Here is a 16,948-nt window from a genome sequence, read left to right as displayed (position 1 = left end):
TTTACCGACCGCAACCGCCTGAGCCGCTACCTCAAGTGCATTGCCATCGGCCTGCCGACCTGGTTTGTGATTGGTGTGCTGGCCACGTTCAGCAATGAGTTTGGCAAGGCATTTGGGATCGCCCAGGACGTTCAACCAGGGTTGGCGATTCTCTGGAGTTACATGGGGCTGGCAGTCGGTGATCTCTCCAGCGGGTTGATCAGTCAACACCTGGCCTCGCGCCGGAAAGCGGTTGGGCTGATGATGGGGCTGGCGCTGATAGGCTGTCTTCTGTTTCTCTACGTTGGCGTTAGTAGTGCGTTTGCGTTGTATGGCCTGTGCCTGATTATGGGCCTTGGCATCGGCTACTGGGCTATGTTTGTCACCATTGGAGCCGAGCAGTTTGGTACCAACCTGCGCGCAACGGCGGCTACCACGATTCCCAATATGGTGCGCGGGCTGGTGATCCCGATGACGCTGGGTTATCAGGCACTTAAACCGTCACTGAACGTCATTAACGCAGCGGCTGTGGTGGGGCTCATCTGCTTTCTGCTGGGGTTCTGTGCCATCCTCACCATTCCCGAAACCCACAACCGGGCGCTTGATTTTCTGGAAGAGTAAATGTGGACGAGGCCTGACTGTTCACCAGAAATAATGACCGGTTGGGGGCATTTCCTGCGTTTTCGAAATCTCATGCAAACCCCCTGTCAACCGGGGTAAGTCAGGCGCCTGTGGGCTGACTGTTTTCTCACGGCAATCCATGCTATCATGAACTCTCTTATCGACCCCCGATCCGTATTACGGCTTTGTTGGCTGATTACCGCTATGGGAACAATCCCTTTCAAGGGGCTGGCCCAACCGCGCCTGCCATCGGGATGGAACGCCCAGCTCGAAGGGGGCGGCTGGCTGGCCACCGGGCCGGTGCAGGCCTTCTGGTTGCAGGCCAATCAATACGGGTCGGTTCCGCCAACCGTGCCAGCCGCTACGTTGCGAGCCGATGTATGGAAGACTTATTCCCGATGGGACACAATGGCTCCCCGGGGTCGCTTCGACTGGTGCATGGGGATACAAGGAGTCGGGAACGCCACACCCAACCCGCAGCTGATTTTGCCGGTTCTGTATGGCAAACTATGCTGGAAAGCCCTGGAGCTGTCCGCCGGGCGCTGGCGGCAGCTGACGGGCCTGGGCGATTCAACGCTTTCATCAGGGTTTATCAATGGATCAAACAACGCCCTGCCCATTCCCAAGATTCAGCTGGCCACCCTGGGTTACGTGCCCCTGGGCTTTACGAAAAACTGGCTGGCGGTCAACGCGGGTTATAGTCACGGCTGGTTTATGAACACTTACATTCAGGGGGCCTACCTGCACCAGAAGTACCTGTACCTGCGGATGGGCAAACCCACCAGCCGACTCAAGGGGTATCTGGGCATCAATCACGAGGTACAATGGGGTGGACAGGCTGACTACCTGAAGGGCTCACCCGTGGCCATTGACGGCAAGTTGCCGTCTTCAGTTAGCTATTACCCCGACATCGTCCTAGGGCTACGCCCCCGGGCGTGGTCGGCCCCGGGGTATACCAGCTTTGACGGGGCTTACTGGTTTGGCAACGGGCTGGGCAGTGCGGATATCGGCATCGAACTGACTACCCCGACGGGCACCTGGCTGTTGTATCACCAGCACATCTACGAAGACTACTCGGGGCTGGTAGGACAGAATCTACCGGACGGCTTAACGGGCCTAAGCTGGCACCGACCGGTCGATGCGCCCCGGAGCTGGTTGAACCGGGTGGTAGTGGAGTATTTAAGCACCCTGGATCAAAGTGGGGCTTCGTTCGATCTAAACTCGGCGTTCCAGGGGGAAGATAACTACTTCAATCACGGTCAGTACCGGGAAGGCTGGTCGTATCAGGGCCGTACGATCGGTACGCCTTTTATCCTGCCGCAGGCTAACCTGCAGACGGGGGCCAAAGGCGGACAGTTTTTCCCGAACAACCGCTTGACGATGGGCTATCTGGGGGCGAGTGGTCAGGTAGGGAAGGGGGTGGACTGGTTCTTTCGCTTGTCGTACAGTCAAAATTATGGGACGTACTCCAATCCCTATCCGACTCCCTTTGGACAGGTATCGGCGCTGGTCAACGGGCAGTGGCAAGTGCCCAATGTCTCTAATCTCCGCTTGGTAGCTTCGGTAGCTATGGACCAAGGGGAGCTACTGCCCAACACGGTGGGGGGCTTTATTGGACTACGTAAAAACTGGTGATAAACCTGCTATATACGCTCTCGTCACTCTTTTAGATAAAATTATCCTATGAAAGCATATCGTTCCAGGGTAGTTCGCGGCCCAAGTAGCGGTTCTGTGGTTTTACCATGGCTGGTTTTGCTGTGCTTAGGGGTACTCGTTCAAGGGTGGCTAACGCGGTACCGCCTGCATCAGCTGCCCCAAAAAAATGAATGGGCTTTCTCAAGCTTTTCCTTTGTTGAGCCCACCAGCGGTCGTAAGATGCGCCCGGTAGCTTTCTTGAGTCGGCTAGCCAAGACTAAGCCAGCCTGGTCTCCAGACGCTAGTGTGTCTGCCGAAGTAGAGCGGCTAGCTAGGGCTGTGGAACTGGCCCAGCGTACGGGAAAGAACTAGCCGCTGGCGCGAACATTTTCGCTCTATAGCCAAGCTGTCTTGTCCTTGAAAAATTGCCGACGTTTTGGTGAACAATCACTACTTGCTCTTGGTAGTAGAAACTTGCTCAGTTACAAGGCAGTACGTCCAAATCTAACCAAGTAGAAAGGGATTTTTAAGTAGCAGCGTGAGATGCTCGTTTACACTGACACAATGTAGTGAGCGGATGGATGTCTACTATGCCAATAACCTTCGAATGAATTAAGGCCTTGTATAGTCCAGAAAATGCAGAAGAGCGTATCGAGCAAGTGGAAAACATTATAAAATCAAGCTTCACACCCAGACTAAATTGGCCTGAGTACACTAATAAAGCCTTAATCAAAACTCGGTACTGATCCAGGTCAATAATATACTGGAAATGTGAAGCAATGTATTTTTTGAGATAATTCGGAGATATTTTTGACTTTTATTTATATTACAGCCATGGTATTCACACCTATTCACTAGACCGCTCTTTCTACACTAACTAAGTAGTTGCTGGCGACTATCCTTGTTTACTAAAGGGGTTGGTATTCATGAGAGAAACCACGCGGCAATTCTTATAACGTATTCAATTTAAGGAATTCTAACCGTTAACCTTCCAATCCTATGCAGAACCATTTTACGAGTTGTTTAGGGCATTTTTCTCTACGTTCATTTGATCGCAGGACAGCAGCGCAGGCTCGTTCTGGTCGTAGGGATCTCCGGCTGATACCCGTTTGGAAAAGATGGGCATCCAATTTCATTACAGCGCTGTTTTTTTTGGTGGTTTTTAGCACTCACTTGGCTTTCTCGCAAAACCGACAGATTACCGGTACCGTTTTCGATTCGGGAAATGCTCCGCTACCTGGATCAAGTGTATTGGTGAAAGGAAGTACGACAGGAACCGTAACAGACGCGCAGGGAAAGTACAGTTTAGCAGTACCCACCGGCGCCCTACTGGTATTTAGTTACGTCGGGTATATCGCTCAGGAAGTGCCTGTCGGCACTAAAACGACGATCGATGTTACGTTAGAAGCCGATGCAGCCGCCCTTTCAGAAGTCGTCGTGGTGGGGTATGGTACGCAGAAAAAAGCAAACTTGTCGGGCTCCGTATCGACCGTTACGGGTCGGGAGCTTACCCAGCGCCCAGTTCCCAATATTCAAAACGTTCTCCAGGGGCGCGTGGCGGGACTGGACATTGTTCAGAGTACCGGCGAGCCGGGCCGGGACGATGCGTCGTTACGGATTCGGGGACTGGGTTCTTTTGGGGCTTCGTCGGCTCCCCTGGTGTTAGTCGACGGGATCATTGCTTCCATCAGGAATTTATCTCCGCAGGATATAGAAACGGTAACGGTCTTAAAAGATGCCGCGTCTGCTTCCATTTATGGCGCCAGAGCCGCTAACGGCGTTATTTTAATTACGACAAAAAAAGGAAAAGCGGGTAAAGCCCAGATCGAATACAACGGAAATTACGGTGTCAGCCAGGCAACAAAATACCCCGACCTGATCACCAATTCTGTTACGTATATGGACATGTACAATGCCGCCCGGATTCGAAGTGGTCAGCCGGCAATTTACACCCAGGCACAGATTGACTTGTACAGGAACAATCCCAACAGCGACAAGTATCCTAATTTCAACTGGTTAAATTACGTGCTGGGTAAAGGCCCCATTCAAAACCATCATGTTGGTTTCTCCGGTGGGACCGAGCAGTCTGTTTACAATCTTTCGTTCAATTTTCTCGATCAAAAAGGCGTCACGAAGGGCTACGACTATAAGCGGTATAATGGATTGATTGATTACTCGACGCAGGTGCACAAGCGAGTACGGGTCGGCACGAACATCAATCTGTCCTATCAGGATGCCAAAGCACCCTGGCTGACAAACGACAATCTCTTGCTACTGGCCTATGCCTCTGCACCCACCATGGCACCCTTTCTGCCCGACGGAAGTGGTCGGATTACGAATCGTGATTTCAGCACGAACGGTACCGGCAATCGGAGCGTGGAGGAAGTCTATGCAACGGGTGGCCAGTATACAAAAACCTACAACGTTAACGCACAGGCGTTTGCCGAGCTCAGTATAACCAACAAACTAAAATGGTTAACGAAGGGAGCGATCACCTATTTCGATGAGCAATATAAAAACCGGCAATTTCCATCCCTTTCCTACGCCTACCAGCCCGATGCGTCGGGTACCTATGCGCAGGTTGCCAATGGTAACCCCACCTTCAATGGATTACAGGAAAATAATACAAGAGCCGTCACGAAAACGCTTTTCAGCACACTTAGTTACAATACGCAGTTTGGAGCTGATCATAATGTAGGCATCCTGGCGGGCTATGAACAGCAAAACAACGTTACTGAAAATCTGGGGGGCGCCCGGTATGATTTTCCTAATACGTCTATCATGGTCATCGATGGGAGTGGCCCGACCAACCAGTCGGTCAATGGAACGGCTACGGAGTGGGCGTTGCGCTCCCAGTTTGGGCGGATCAATTATGACTATAAAGGAAAGTATTTTCTGGAGGGTAATATCCGAAATGATGGCACGTCACGCGTCGATCCGACCTATCGGTACGGGATATTTGGTGGCGGTTCAGCCGCCTGGAAACTATCAGACGAACGCTTCCTGAAGAGTAAAATTTCCTGGCTGGAAAATCTAAAACTCCGTGCCTCGTACGGTACGCTGGGGAATCAGGAGATTGGTAACTTTGGTAACTTAGGTAACTATCCATATCAGGATGTATTAAGCTTAACGGCTTACCCATTTGGTAGTTCGCTGAATACCGGGGCGCAGATAACCCGGTTGGTTACCAAAGATTTGCAGTGGGAAAAAACATCCATGCTGGATTTTGGGCTCGATGTAGATCTGTTCAAAGGTATGTTCGGCGCAACAATCGACTGGTATAAACGAAACACGACCGATATCCTTACGCAACGTGCTGATCTACCCAATAGCGTTGGCCTGGCCGCGCCAATTGTGAACGCAGGGGCCATGCAAAATACGGGGATTGAAGTTGAGTTACGACACAACCACCGCATTGGCGACTTTACCTACGGAGCCAGTGTTCTCTTCCATCGGTATAGAAATAAAGTAACCAGCCTGCTGGCCGAAACCCTGGGAACTATTGAGGTTGGCCAGCCTTACAACAACTTCTTTGTTTACGAATGGACGGGTATCTTTCAAAATCAGAGCGAGATCGACAACTCGCCAAAGCAGCCGAACTCCGGCGTTTTAAGGCCGGGCGACCTGAAAATAAATGATCTGAATGGGAATGGAACCGTAGGGCCTGAAGATCGTGTTCGTATCAGCCGCTTCCCGTCCTACAACTACTCCTTTAATCTGAATGCCGGCTGGAAAGGCTTTAATTTAACGGCCTTCTTTCAGGGCGTTCAGGGGATAAATGTATTGGTGAACGGGTGGGGCTACGATCCGTTTATACAGGGTACTGCACCAACAACGAAATTTCTCGACGCCTGGTCGCCAACAAACCCAAGCAATACCGTGCCCGCTGTCTACCTGAATGGGTACGCAGGCGTATCCGGATATACCTCTACGTATTACATTCAGGATGCCTCCTACCTGCGGTTGAAAAACGTGTATCTATCCTATACGTTTAACCAAAAAATACTGGACAAAATCGGTTCGAAAGGGCTGATCGTTTACTTGTCTGGTGACAATCTGCTTACCTGGACTAAATACGAAGGCAACGACCCGGAACGTGCCAGCGATCCGGCTTCAAATCCAACCTCTCGCTTTGCCCAATACCCGCAGCTAAAGGTTTTAACCGCCGGTATAAATCTCAAATTTTGATCCCTCAACCCGCCTTTCTGATAGCAATCATGAAAACGAAACATATCAAAACCTATATCATTTCCGGCCTACTAACTTCACTGCTCTTAGTCACGATCAGTTCCTGCCAAAGGGATTTTCTGGATAAAAATCCACTCAATGCTATATCGGGTGCTACGTTCTGGAAAACAGAATCTGACGTAAACATGGCCCTGGTAGGCGTGTACCGGACGTTGCAAAACGCAGTGTATGGTCACCGTAAACCCTTTTTAGATGCGTATTCCGATAACGCCTACGACCGACACAGCTATTTTGGTTTTAACGTAGCCACTCAGGGTGTAATCAATTCGTCCAACGTCAATACAGGTCTGTACAATCAACCGTATCAGGGGATAGCCGCCTGTAATTACTTTCTGGAAAATATTAACGGGGTTACGGCTGTATCTCAAACCTTACGCGATACGTACTCGGCTGAAATTCGTTTTTTACGGGCGATGTACTACTTCGATCTGGTACAACTTTTCGGTGGGGTTGTCGTCTATAAAACAGGCCCGAAAACCGCTGAAGAGGCAAAGATTAAGCAAAGTACCCGGGATGAAGTACTGGCGTTTGTTTTGGAAGATGTTGATTACGCTATTTCGAAATTACCGGCAACGGCTTATTCGGGTCACGCGGTGAAGGCTAGTGCGCAGATGCTCAAGGCAAGAGTCCGCCTGTTTCAACAAAACTGGGCAGAGGCTGCTACGTTAACCAATGAAATAATCAATTCAAAACTGTTTTCTATTTACCAGGGTGGATACGCCAACCTGTTCCTGAACAATACACAGCAGAATAACCCGGAAATCATTTTTTCGACCAAATATTTATCCCCCAATAACCCGCAGGGAAATGAAGGGATGCTGGTTGAGATTAGCTGGTATGGGGCCATCAATCCGTATCAAAATCTGGTTGATGAGTACGAAATGGCCAACGGGAAAATGATTAATGACCCGGGTTCGGGCTACAGCGCAGCAACGCCATACGTTAACAGAGACCCACGGCTCAGCCTGACAATTGAGCTGCCGGGGCAACCGCTGAAAAATCCGGATGGCTCAAATTTTGCCCACACTGATCCGTTACTGACCGGGTTTGCGCAAAAGAAATACATGGACTTGTCAAAGTTACCGTTTGACCGGACCAAAATACCGGTCACGGATATGAACGTAGTCCATATGCGCTATGCAGAAGTTCTCCTGGCGTATGCTGAAGCTAAAAATGAAGCGACTGGGCCCGATGCCAGTATTTATGCAGCCTTGAATGCCATCCGCACACGTACTGGTGTGGGCTTACCACCCGTAGATGAAGCCAGGTATAACGCAAAAGAAACGCTTCGGGAATTTATTCGCCACGAACGACGGGTTGAGTTAGCGCTGGAGGGACATCGGTATTTTGACCTGAAGCGCTGGAATATTATGGCCGCCAAGCTATCGGCCATCAAGAATCCAGCCGGCCAGTCGTTGGTTTTTGGGGAGAAGAATAATGTTCTTCCCTTCCCTCAATCGGAATTGGACAGAAATAAAAGTTTGGTTCAAAATGCTGGTTATTGAGAAGTAGCTAAGGTATGCCGAAAAGGTGGTAATGCTACGTTGTTATCGGATTACCACCTTTTCATTTAGACAAAAAAGCTACATGTCTATATCCTGCTGCCAGTACTTGGAAACTATTAACATTCCTTATTAAGATACGTTCGGCTCATTTTTTCCATTACCTGACAAATTAGCCCGAAAAAGCTATCGTTAAACAGGTTACGCTAACCCGCGTAACGTAACAAATCAATGAAAATATTACGGTTTGACACTATGCCCTACCTTTTCCGTCTGCGGGTGTTTGCGGTACTCGTTTTACTAGTATGTCGGGCATCAGCTCAGCCAAAACCCGCGTATAATCTTCAATTCGATCATTTGGCTAACCGCTGGGATGAAGCCATGCCACTCGGCAATGGTATGTTGGGGGTACTGATCTGGCAGAAAAATGATGTCCTACGCCTTTCACTCGACCGCGCCGATTTATGGGACGAACGGAAAGCACTTGATCTGAGTAGGTTCAATTTTGCGTGGGTCGAACAGCAGGTGCTGAAAAAGGAATATAAGCCAGTTCAAAAACTGGGCGATGCGCCTTACGATAACATTCCTTATCCGACCAAACTACCAGCCGCTGCGCTTGAATTTCCTATTAAATCGCTGGGCAGCGTCGTATCGAACGTACTGGATATACGCACCGCTGTTAATTCCATTACGTTCGCCAATGGAGGGAGATTTCGTTGTTATATCCATGCTCAGAAGCCGGAAGGTCACTTCTGGTTCGAGAACCTGGCAGCTATAGAACAACTACTGCCCACTCTGATTGTGCCTAACTATACTAGCGGCAAAACACAGCGCGAAAACGACAACACACACGCGGGTGAAGGGCTGGAAAAACTAGGCTATGCCAAAGGGACTGTTACCCGAACAGCGAACAGCATTCGTTACCGACAGCCAACGTACGACAATCATTTTTATGAAGTACTTATCCAATGGAAAGTCTTATCGGGCAATAAATTGGTGGGAAACTGGACCATAGCGAACGATAAAACGGCTGTACTAACCGAGCCCGCGCCTGATAAAACGCAGAAAAGTCATACGGACTGGTGGGAGAGATTCTGGGCGAAATCGGCGGTTTCATTACCCGATACGCTCATAGAAAAGCAGTATTATCTGGAAATGTACAAGCTGGGTAGCGTATCGCGCGCGGGCGCCCCTGCCATTACGTTGCAGGCCGTCTGGACCGCCGACAATGGAAGCCTGCCCCCCTGGAAGGGTGATTTTCATAACGATCTGAACACGCAATTGAGCTACTGGCCAACCTATACAGGCAATCGCCTGGCTGAAGGTGCGACGTTTACGGACTGGCTCTGGAAAATCCGGGACAAAAATCGGACTTACACCCGACAGTATTTTGGCGTAGGGGGGCTAAACGTACCGGGCGTTGTTACCTTAAGCGGAGAGCCTATGGGCGGCTGGATTCAGTACTCGCTGTCTCCTACCGTAGCGGCCTGGTGTGCCCAGCATTTCTACTGGCAATGGAAATACAGCATGGACGATGCGTTCCTGAAGACGAAAGCCTATCCGTATATTCACGACGTAGCTACATATTTAGAAAACATTACACGGTTCGAAACAGGGGTTCGTAAGCTACCATTAAGCTCGAGCCCTGAATACAACGACAATCGGATCAACGCCTGGTTTCTGGACTGGAGCAGCTACGATTTGTCGCTGGTTAAGTTTCTGTTCACCGCAGCTACGGAACTAAGCCGGGCCGTTGGAAAGTCGCAGGAAGCCACGCACTGGCAGCAGCTACTCGGCCAGTTACCCGACTACGAAACGAACGAAACCGGCTTGACCATCGCCCCGGGGCAGAATTTAAACGAATCGCATCGGCATTTGGCGCAGTGCATGGCAATCTACCCACTGGCATTACTTGATGTTAACAAACCCGCTGATAAGACGCTGATTGACAATTCACTGAAACGTATTGAAGAATTAGGTACTAAAGCCTGGTGCGGCTACTCGTTTAGCTGGATGGCCTGCCTGTATGCCCGTGCCTACGAAGCCGACAAAGCTGCCCGTCAGTTACAGATTTTTGCGTCAAACTTCTGCTCACCCAATAGTTTCCACTTAAATGGTGACCAGAAAGGTGGGCAATACTCGGGCTTTACGTATCGTCCCTTCACTTTAGAAGGCAACTTTGCCTTCGCACAGGGTGTGCACGAGTTGCTACTGCAAAGCCGAAATGGTTACGTGCAGGTATTTCCAGCCGTACCCGCTGATTGGCGGAATGTAACCTTTACGAACTTACGTTGCGAAGGCGCGTTTCTGATCAGTGCCCGTCAGGAAAGCGGGAAACCTGTTTCGGTAACTGCAATGGCCGAAAAAGGTGGGATATTACGGATTAAATTACCATTTACGAACTGGCAGGTGAAAAACATACTGGCATCCAGCGCCAAATCTGAGCAGGAACATATCGTTACCGTAACCCTTAAAAAAGGCCAGTCAATCGAGTTTACAAATGTTGACTAATGTCTTGTCCTGATTTTATCGGAGGTTTTTCTGGACGGTGGCCGGGGAGGAGGGAAGGGGTTAGAAACAGCCCTTTTTGCGTTCAATAAAACCGTTCAGTTTAAAAGTTCAGCTTTTATGATGGGACTGAGGTTTAATTGAACGTCTAGGCCAACTTGGCCACGCTTACTTAAATGATCTTAACTTTTCGACTAACTGATAAACGGTCGTACTAGACTCTTCTTCAGCCGGGTTTCGATAGTCAGGCCCGTTATCGTATTGGTTATAAAGTCGTTTAGCGTTTTCTATGGCTAATGATTGCCGATCAAGTAATACTCGAAACATTAATCTAGCTGTGTCTGTATGCTTACTGTACGGAAAGCCCAACAAGACCTTTAATCTGTCTGAATACTGATTTCGGTGCATTGGTCCAGACACGTAATCGAAATGTAATATGAACCAAATCTCAAATGCTTGATTACTATAAGCTACTTGGAATCCCTTTGATTCAGCTAAGGCAATAGCCGAGTTAAATTGATCGCTTGGAGTAGCATCTTTATCAAACACTACCCAATAATGGTCATATTCATTCCCTTTTTCAAATTCTGCCTGTCGACGTTTTATGGCTGCTTTAACGACTGCCATCGCGTCGCCTGAAGTTACTGATAGGGCCTTTACGTGGGCTGTTGAAAGACGAAATGAATTGAAATAGGTCGGCTCAGTGTTCTCACCTTCGCAGAGTATCAAGAATGATTCGCGGAGTGACCGGAAAGCAGATCGTCGCCTAAATGGACTTTCTTTTTGCGACGGTTTACTCATGTATTACGGCTTCGCTAGTTGATGATTTAGATTCAAACAGCGCATCAAAGTTGCCGAGATAAGGAATACCTCCATACTTTCCAGTAATATAATTTTTCTCTAACTGCTCATCGTTACGGACCGTCTTGCCACCCGGTTTATAATCGGTAAGCGCGTAAAGTTGAGTAGCCCCCGTATTATCCTTTTCGGTAAACCAGATCTGATCTCGTCTGAACAGGCCAGCACTCAATAAATTGGTATCATGCGTTGCAAATACGAACTGAGCATTTTGGTGATTCGTTACCGGACTGTTAAATAACTGCACGATTCGCTGCGTCAACAACGGATGCAGTTTCGTGTCTAATTCATCTGCAATCAGAATTCCTCCATTGTCCAAATGCCAGAGGACAAGTCCAATAAGATTAAAAAATTTTTGAGTGCCCTGGGATTCAAATGCGGTAAAAGGCATAGCTACTGACTTAAACTGACTCTTTTCATCATCCCATATTACGCGCGTTGATTTTATGCTAACATTTACTTTTGGCGTAACTCGTGTTTTCTTCTTAAAAGAACCTTGAAGATACTCGTGCATTCCGGTTGGATTAGAGGGAACCCAATCGCCACCTCCATAAAATTTTGGCGAACTTACTACTGCTCCCGCAGATGCAGTTAATACGTTAGTTTCAGGCCGTATTAATTCAATATCTTCGATTCCCAAATCGGCATCCCGTAACAGATTTAAGATACGTTGTTTGTTTTCAGGCTGCTCCAAATATTGAACTGTATAATCTCGAAACTGATAATCTTCGGTTCCTTGAATATAACGAACACCTGATGCCCAGTTCTGAACCGCTTGACAGGTTTCATCATTAAATAGCGCTCCCAGGTTTAGTAGAAGTGCTGTTTGCGATACCATCTTATTATTCTGAAGCTCCAGCAGTTTTTTATAAGGCCTGTTGATACGCAGTTCATGACCCGATCGTTCAAAAACATAAGTCTCCTGCCTGCGACGAATAAAGAGCCATTCTGCGACAACGGTTTGTTGCTGTACTTCAAATCCATAGCGGTAAGCTACGTGATCGATGACAAATACAGCTTCTAATAACGTTGGTTCACTGGGGGATTTTTGATCAAGTACGAATGGACTATAGGAATCAACTGCCGAACCAGTTGGAGGGGAAAGGGTAATGGTATCAATAAAAAACTCAATAGCCCGTAGCAAGTTACTTTTACCACTGGCATTAGCTCCATAGACGACCGCTGAACGAAGAAGACCCAGGTCCTCTGAAGCAGCTACCAGATTTTCGGTTAAATATTGTTCCTGTTCTTTTAAACCGGTGACGGCAACGAGGCTAAAAACCTGCTCGTCGCGAATTGACATAAAATTCTTTAGTCGAATTTGAGCAAGCATAGGTCTATAATTACGACAAATTCACAAATCAAACGCAATTATAGCCAAATTTAGTTCAAAGTCAATGCGTAGTACCCCCACCTACCCATTCACCTGTAGCCAACCAAATTTCATAGAAAAAAAGCCACTCCGACGCCCAAGGTAGAACCGTATGAGCCAGAATTTTACCTAAATGCCACTCCTTCTGGTCAGGGAAGTAGAGGCATAAATCATCTTTTGACCAGATGTGAGGTAGCTTTTTGTCAGGTGGGATAATTAATTGGGGAGAGAGTATATGTATTTTGGGCTTACCAGTAAGTCGATACGTCAGCTTTACCCGATAGGACTGGCTGAGGGGGCTTGGTAATAAATAGCCCCACCAACGCAGTTCACCGGACTCAATCAAATAGCGCGATTCAGGCATTATTTGCCGCAAGTGCTCAGCCTGAATTGCTAATGAAAGAGGTTTAGGTTTAGGAGCGGCCATGGAACGTGTGATTGGGAACCTTAATACCAGAAGCGGTTGTGAGGATGCCAGTAGATTTCTGCATCCGTAATGAACCCTCTTCTCGTAAGAGCCGGTTTTGTTCACCAAACTGATTGACGGCCCGGTTGACCATCGTTTCCCCAAACACAGGCTTCATAGCGCTGGCAACTTCAAAAAGCCCTTGGCGTTTAATAATATTGCCAATATCCATTCTGGCCTGGTTGACCCAATCAAAAAACAACGTTGCTTTCCGTGGACTATCCTTCCAGCGATCCGCGAAGTTTTCCAGTGGATTTACGGGGTTGCAAATCACCCATTGACCATCTTTCCAGAGCACATACTGAGTCATGTTTTGGAGTATGTTTTGCAAAGCAGAATAAACATCCTGTTCTTCTCTGTAGGAAAGGGCAGCTAATGTGGTTATAATGATCGATATCGGCTTATCTTCATCATCACCAAGGGTGAAATCCCGGTGTCGTTTCAGTAGTTGAATTGATCTCTGCAACGGGGTTTTCACTTCATACAAAGGCACATCTTTTGCCTCTAGTTGCAGCTGCTCAGCCAATAACTGGCGTCGCTGGCCTAAAATGATTTGCATTTGGCGTTCAAACCAGAGTGCATATCCTTCTGGGTTACTGCGTGGCCAGTCGATATCCGTTGACCAGGTTTCTTTATCTGTAATACAAAGAGCATGGCTGGCAAATTCCAGAGGAACCTCCATATTGATTAACCATTGATACCGATCAGGTATAGCTGGCAAAATATCCAGATGGAATCGGGTAGCTTCAGCATAATCCAGTCGCCAGCACCGTCGCTTCTCCTCCGCCAACATACGTGCATAGTTTGCGTCTTTTTTCAGCCAATCCCCGACCATTTTCTTTAGCTGGGGCTGAGTAGTTTGTTGACGAGTTAATTGTAGAAGACAAACCGTATCAACATCAAACTCGTCCTTGTCAGTTATGGGTTTAATCACCGTTCCATATCTGAACGATCCTTGCGGAAAAATACTAGGTTTAAAAGGAGCCAGTGGTGAATCCGGTTGCTCTAAGTAGCGACCAACGGCTTGATATCTTTCAACAGCCTGACGATACTGGCTCGGAGTAATATCCAACACTTGAGCTAGTTGCTCTAAAATGCGGCTTACTTCGGTTAATTGGGTCGTGACCATACTTTACAGGTTATTACGGGGGTTAATTGATTATTTTACATCCAGTATAGGCAAATCATCCGGCCGGCTGTGCCCAAAGCTTAGCTATTACAGAATTAGTTATCTCCTTTCGATTTTTTGCGCTCATAGCAGTAAGGGTGAAAAGGTATTCTTAACTGGGTAAGGCCCCACCCAATTGCTTAGCTGACTCAAAAACACCTAGAAAAAATACCTTAATGCCTTCATGCTGTCGCGTCCGAAAAGCATCCATTAGCTTTGGCAGGTTGGAATTTATTCCGTTGAGTATGCGCAGAAACTTAGCATTTTCCAGCACCATACCTAGGGATAGTTCTACAGTCGGATCCAACTGAGTCATTGATGCGTAAATGCGGCCTCCACCTACGGAGAGCATTGGCCCAATAAGCTCAATAGCGGGCGGTTGAGCTAGTACATTAAAGGCAGTAGACAAGCTACGGCTCTGCTGAACCTGAGCATGTCGCCAATACCAATTGAGCAGTCGTCGAACTGACCGCACTTGCCAACGATTGATTACTGTCCCTGGAATAAATGCCCAGGTAGAGCGTAAAACAAGGTCTAACTGTTCCGTTAAAAATTCGCGTTGATGATTATTGACTACTTGCCGTTCATAATGCAGCATATAATCTAATTGATGAAGTAGAGCATACAAATCAGCCATATAATCTAGACGCTCTAATACATTGGCAAATCGACCTACTCCTTCGGCATTGTATTTTGTCAGAGAATGGTGGGAGTGCAAATATTCATGAAACAAGAACAGCCGAATTAACTGCATGAGCTCATAATCATCCCGACAGGCGTCTGACAACCCAATTAACAACGTATCACTCAACCGCCATCGATTGCTATCATTGGTATGTCCATATTCACCTCCAGTATAAGGTTCTGGATCAACCGTATCATTCATTTGAACAACTTCCCATAGTGGTGGCAGTTGAGGAAATGGTTTGGCTGCGTTTAAATCGGTTCGACTTCGTAAATAATTATACCAAGGACCTTCTCGTCCTTCCGACTCTTCCCGTAATGATTCGGCGTAGTCAATCACGGATTGCAAGGCTTGTGGCCAGATTTTAGTCCGAATCTCAGATGCACGCAGTTTCTGCTCTGGTGATAATTGAATGGCCGCAGATTCGGCTTCCTCTGCCGTTAATAAAATAGCCTGTTTATTAGCGGGTTCGCCAGCTATTCGACGGAAGCGGTAAGTCTGAACAGGTACATTGTTACGAAGCTGAAGTTCCTGGCCAATTACAAAGCATACGGGTGCGGGTGCAGAAATAAATAAATGAATCAGGTTCACGTTTGGTCGATAATGAATCAAATCGGCCAAGGCCTTGCGAAAGGTTTCCCGAATATGTTGAACATCTTCAGGGGAGCGAACTGTAGAGGCAACCATGGGTGATCGTTCACCTTCAAGTTGAATCCGAATATCCGCTAACCGATCTTTACCAATTACTTGGTCCACATCTTCATCGGCCACCGCATAAGAAATCTCAACGCGAATAACTGCGGAACCGCTTTGGGTGACCACTTCTTTCGGTATTTGATTCGCTTTTACTTGTAGGGTGTTGTCCAACTCTGGCCACTGCCAGGAATCGCGATCCCGACTAAAATCATAAACTTCGACTCGGCGTTGATCTCCTAAGTAAGCGCCTAAAGCAAGGATATGAGGCACTTCCGCTATGCCAAAATAAAGTAGCTTAACAGCCCCTTTTTCATCAGCAAACTGTCGAATTTCCCGGGCTCGTTGTAAAATATACTGCTCTGAATCATCCCAAACACCACCATCGATTGGATATTGTTGCATATCCACGAGCATATCATACCGACGTAATCGATTCTCTTCCGGTGTAAGAACGTTCAGGACTTCATCTTCCGATATAGCCCGTAAGCCAGGCTGGCGAATGATCAATAAACTGTTTGCATTACTCATGGTTTACTTGATTACGGTGTAGTATATACGTCAATTAAGTTTTGCTTCGACCAGCAGCGGAGATGGCTCTAGCGTTGCCAATACATCTATCATCACTGATAGTTCTGGAGCGGAATCAGTCAAAAAACACAGGGTTAACAAAAATAGTTTCTTAATCATCTTTGTTAACAAGAAAATCTATTTTTGTTAACCCTGGCACGAATAGTAGGGTGATTTTAACCTTTTGATAAGCAGTTTAGAGTATGTTTGCTACTATTTTGCATTTTTAAACTATTAGCATTATTGCTCATCTGTTAACAGCAGTATATGGACCAGCTCTTTGCTACCCGGTTAAAACAAGCCCGTTTATTAAGTAAGTTGTCCCTTCGCGAGCTATCTGACCAGATAGATAATTTTGTTAGTTATGGAGCCATCAAAAAATACGAGGATGGCAAAATGTTACCTGAACAGTCCGTGATAATTCGTTTGGCGGAAGCATTAGGAGTCAAACCAGATTACTTCTTTAAGTCCTCTACCATTGAGCTCACTAATATTGAATTTCGAAAAAAATCGAAGTTGGGGGCTAAAGAAATAAGTAGCATAACGGAGATCGTACGCGATCGTTTGGAACGCTACTTTGAAGTTGAAGAGTTGCTACGGATTAATCGAACCTTTAACAACCAACTACAATCAACTGTTATTA

Annotated in this window: 10 protein-coding genes and 1 pseudogene; 6 read left to right on the top strand and 5 right to left on the bottom strand. The window is 47.4% G+C overall.

Annotated elements, in window-relative coordinates; translation table 11 throughout:
• The 5 genes and pseudogenes from ACOJS8_RS25455 to ACOJS8_RS25435 form a co-directional block, all read left to right on the top strand.
• Positions 1-600 (top strand): annotated as a pseudogene (locus tag ACOJS8_RS25455) (MFS transporter); the annotation flags it as partial.
• Positions 601-747: 147 nt separating this feature from the next.
• On the top strand, positions 748-2,235 hold the full coding sequence (locus ACOJS8_RS25450) for a capsule assembly Wzi family protein (RefSeq protein WP_420151376.1): 1,488 nt from the start codon (positions 748-750) through the stop codon (positions 2,233-2,235).
• A 999-nt stretch (positions 2,236-3,234) separates the two neighbouring features.
• Positions 3,235-6,423, top strand: a complete 3,189-nt coding sequence (locus tag ACOJS8_RS25445) for a SusC/RagA family TonB-linked outer membrane protein (RefSeq protein WP_420151375.1) — start codon at positions 3,235-3,237, stop codon at positions 6,421-6,423.
• Between the two features lie 29 nt (positions 6,424-6,452).
• Positions 6,453-7,988, top strand: a complete 1,536-nt coding sequence (locus tag ACOJS8_RS25440; RefSeq protein WP_420151374.1) for a RagB/SusD family nutrient uptake outer membrane protein — start codon at positions 6,453-6,455, stop codon at positions 7,986-7,988.
• 252 nt (positions 7,989-8,240) lie between these two features.
• Positions 8,241-10,496 carry a glycosyl hydrolase family 95 catalytic domain-containing protein gene (locus tag ACOJS8_RS25435; protein WP_420151373.1) on the top strand — a complete coding sequence of 752 codons (2,256 nt, stop codon included), beginning with the start codon at positions 8,241-8,243 and terminating at the stop codon, positions 10,494-10,496.
• 165 nt (positions 10,497-10,661) lie between these two features.
• Here the strand turns inward: ACOJS8_RS25435 and ACOJS8_RS25430 are convergent, their stop codons facing one another.
• From ACOJS8_RS25430 to ACOJS8_RS25410, 5 genes are all read right to left on the bottom strand, one after another.
• The gene (locus tag ACOJS8_RS25430; protein ID WP_420151372.1) at positions 10,662-11,294 is read right to left on the bottom strand and encodes an RloB family protein; all 633 of its coding nucleotides are present in this window, start codon (positions 11,292-11,294) and stop codon (positions 10,662-10,664) included.
• On the bottom strand, positions 11,287-12,684 hold the full coding sequence (locus tag ACOJS8_RS25425) for an AAA family ATPase (protein WP_420151371.1): 1,398 nt from the start codon (positions 12,682-12,684) through the stop codon (positions 11,287-11,289). Before ACOJS8_RS25425 ends, ACOJS8_RS25430 begins: the two co-directional genes overlap by 8 nt.
• 61 nt (positions 12,685-12,745) lie before the next feature.
• Positions 12,746-13,150: a hypothetical protein gene (locus ACOJS8_RS25420; protein ID WP_420151370.1), complete on the bottom strand. Its 405-nt coding sequence runs from the start codon at positions 13,148-13,150 to the stop codon at positions 12,746-12,748.
• Complete coding sequence (locus ACOJS8_RS25415) at positions 13,137-14,318, bottom strand: nucleotidyltransferase (RefSeq protein ID WP_420151369.1); 1,182 nt, start codon at positions 14,316-14,318, stop codon at positions 13,137-13,139. Before ACOJS8_RS25415 ends, ACOJS8_RS25420 begins: the two co-directional genes overlap by 14 nt.
• Before the next feature lie 151 nt (positions 14,319-14,469).
• Entirely contained in the window at positions 14,470-16,266 is a 1,797-nt protein-coding gene (locus ACOJS8_RS25410; protein ID WP_420151368.1) for an SAVED domain-containing protein, read from the bottom strand.
• A 306-nt stretch (positions 16,267-16,572) separates the two neighbouring features.
• Between ACOJS8_RS25410 and ACOJS8_RS25405 the strand changes: the two genes are divergently transcribed.
• The coding region (locus tag ACOJS8_RS25405) for a helix-turn-helix domain-containing protein (RefSeq protein WP_420151367.1) at positions 16,573-16,948 on the top strand (376 nt) is incomplete at its 3' end.

The organism is Spirosoma sp. (assembly GCF_048594605.1).
Classification (GTDB): Bacteria; Bacteroidota; Bacteroidia; order Cytophagales; family Spirosomataceae; genus Spirosoma.
Note: the sequence above shows the minus strand (reverse complement) of the source record. Positions and strands in the feature narration are given on the sequence as shown.

Coding starts and splice junctions, on each gene's coding strand:
- ACOJS8_RS25450 (WP_420151376.1), top strand. CDS start 748: ATGAACTCTCTTATCGACCCCCGATCCGTATTACGGCTTTGTTGGCTG.
- ACOJS8_RS25445 (WP_420151375.1), top strand. CDS start 3,235: ATGCAGAACCATTTTACGAGTTGTTTAGGGCATTTTTCTCTACGTTCA.
- ACOJS8_RS25440 (WP_420151374.1), top strand. CDS start 6,453: ATGAAAACGAAACATATCAAAACCTATATCATTTCCGGCCTACTAACT.
- ACOJS8_RS25435 (WP_420151373.1), top strand. CDS start 8,241: ATGCCCTACCTTTTCCGTCTGCGGGTGTTTGCGGTACTCGTTTTACTA.
- ACOJS8_RS25430 (WP_420151372.1), bottom strand. CDS start 11,294: ATGAGTAAACCGTCGCAAAAAGAAAGTCCATTTAGGCGACGATCTGCT.
- ACOJS8_RS25425 (WP_420151371.1), bottom strand. CDS start 12,684: ATGCTTGCTCAAATTCGACTAAAGAATTTTATGTCAATTCGCGACGAG.
- ACOJS8_RS25420 (WP_420151370.1), bottom strand. CDS start 13,150: ATGGCCGCTCCTAAACCTAAACCTCTTTCATTAGCAATTCAGGCTGAG.
- ACOJS8_RS25415 (WP_420151369.1), bottom strand. CDS start 14,318: ATGGTCACGACCCAATTAACCGAAGTAAGCCGCATTTTAGAGCAACTA.
- ACOJS8_RS25410 (WP_420151368.1), bottom strand. CDS start 16,266: ATGAGTAATGCAAACAGTTTATTGATCATTCGCCAGCCTGGCTTACGG.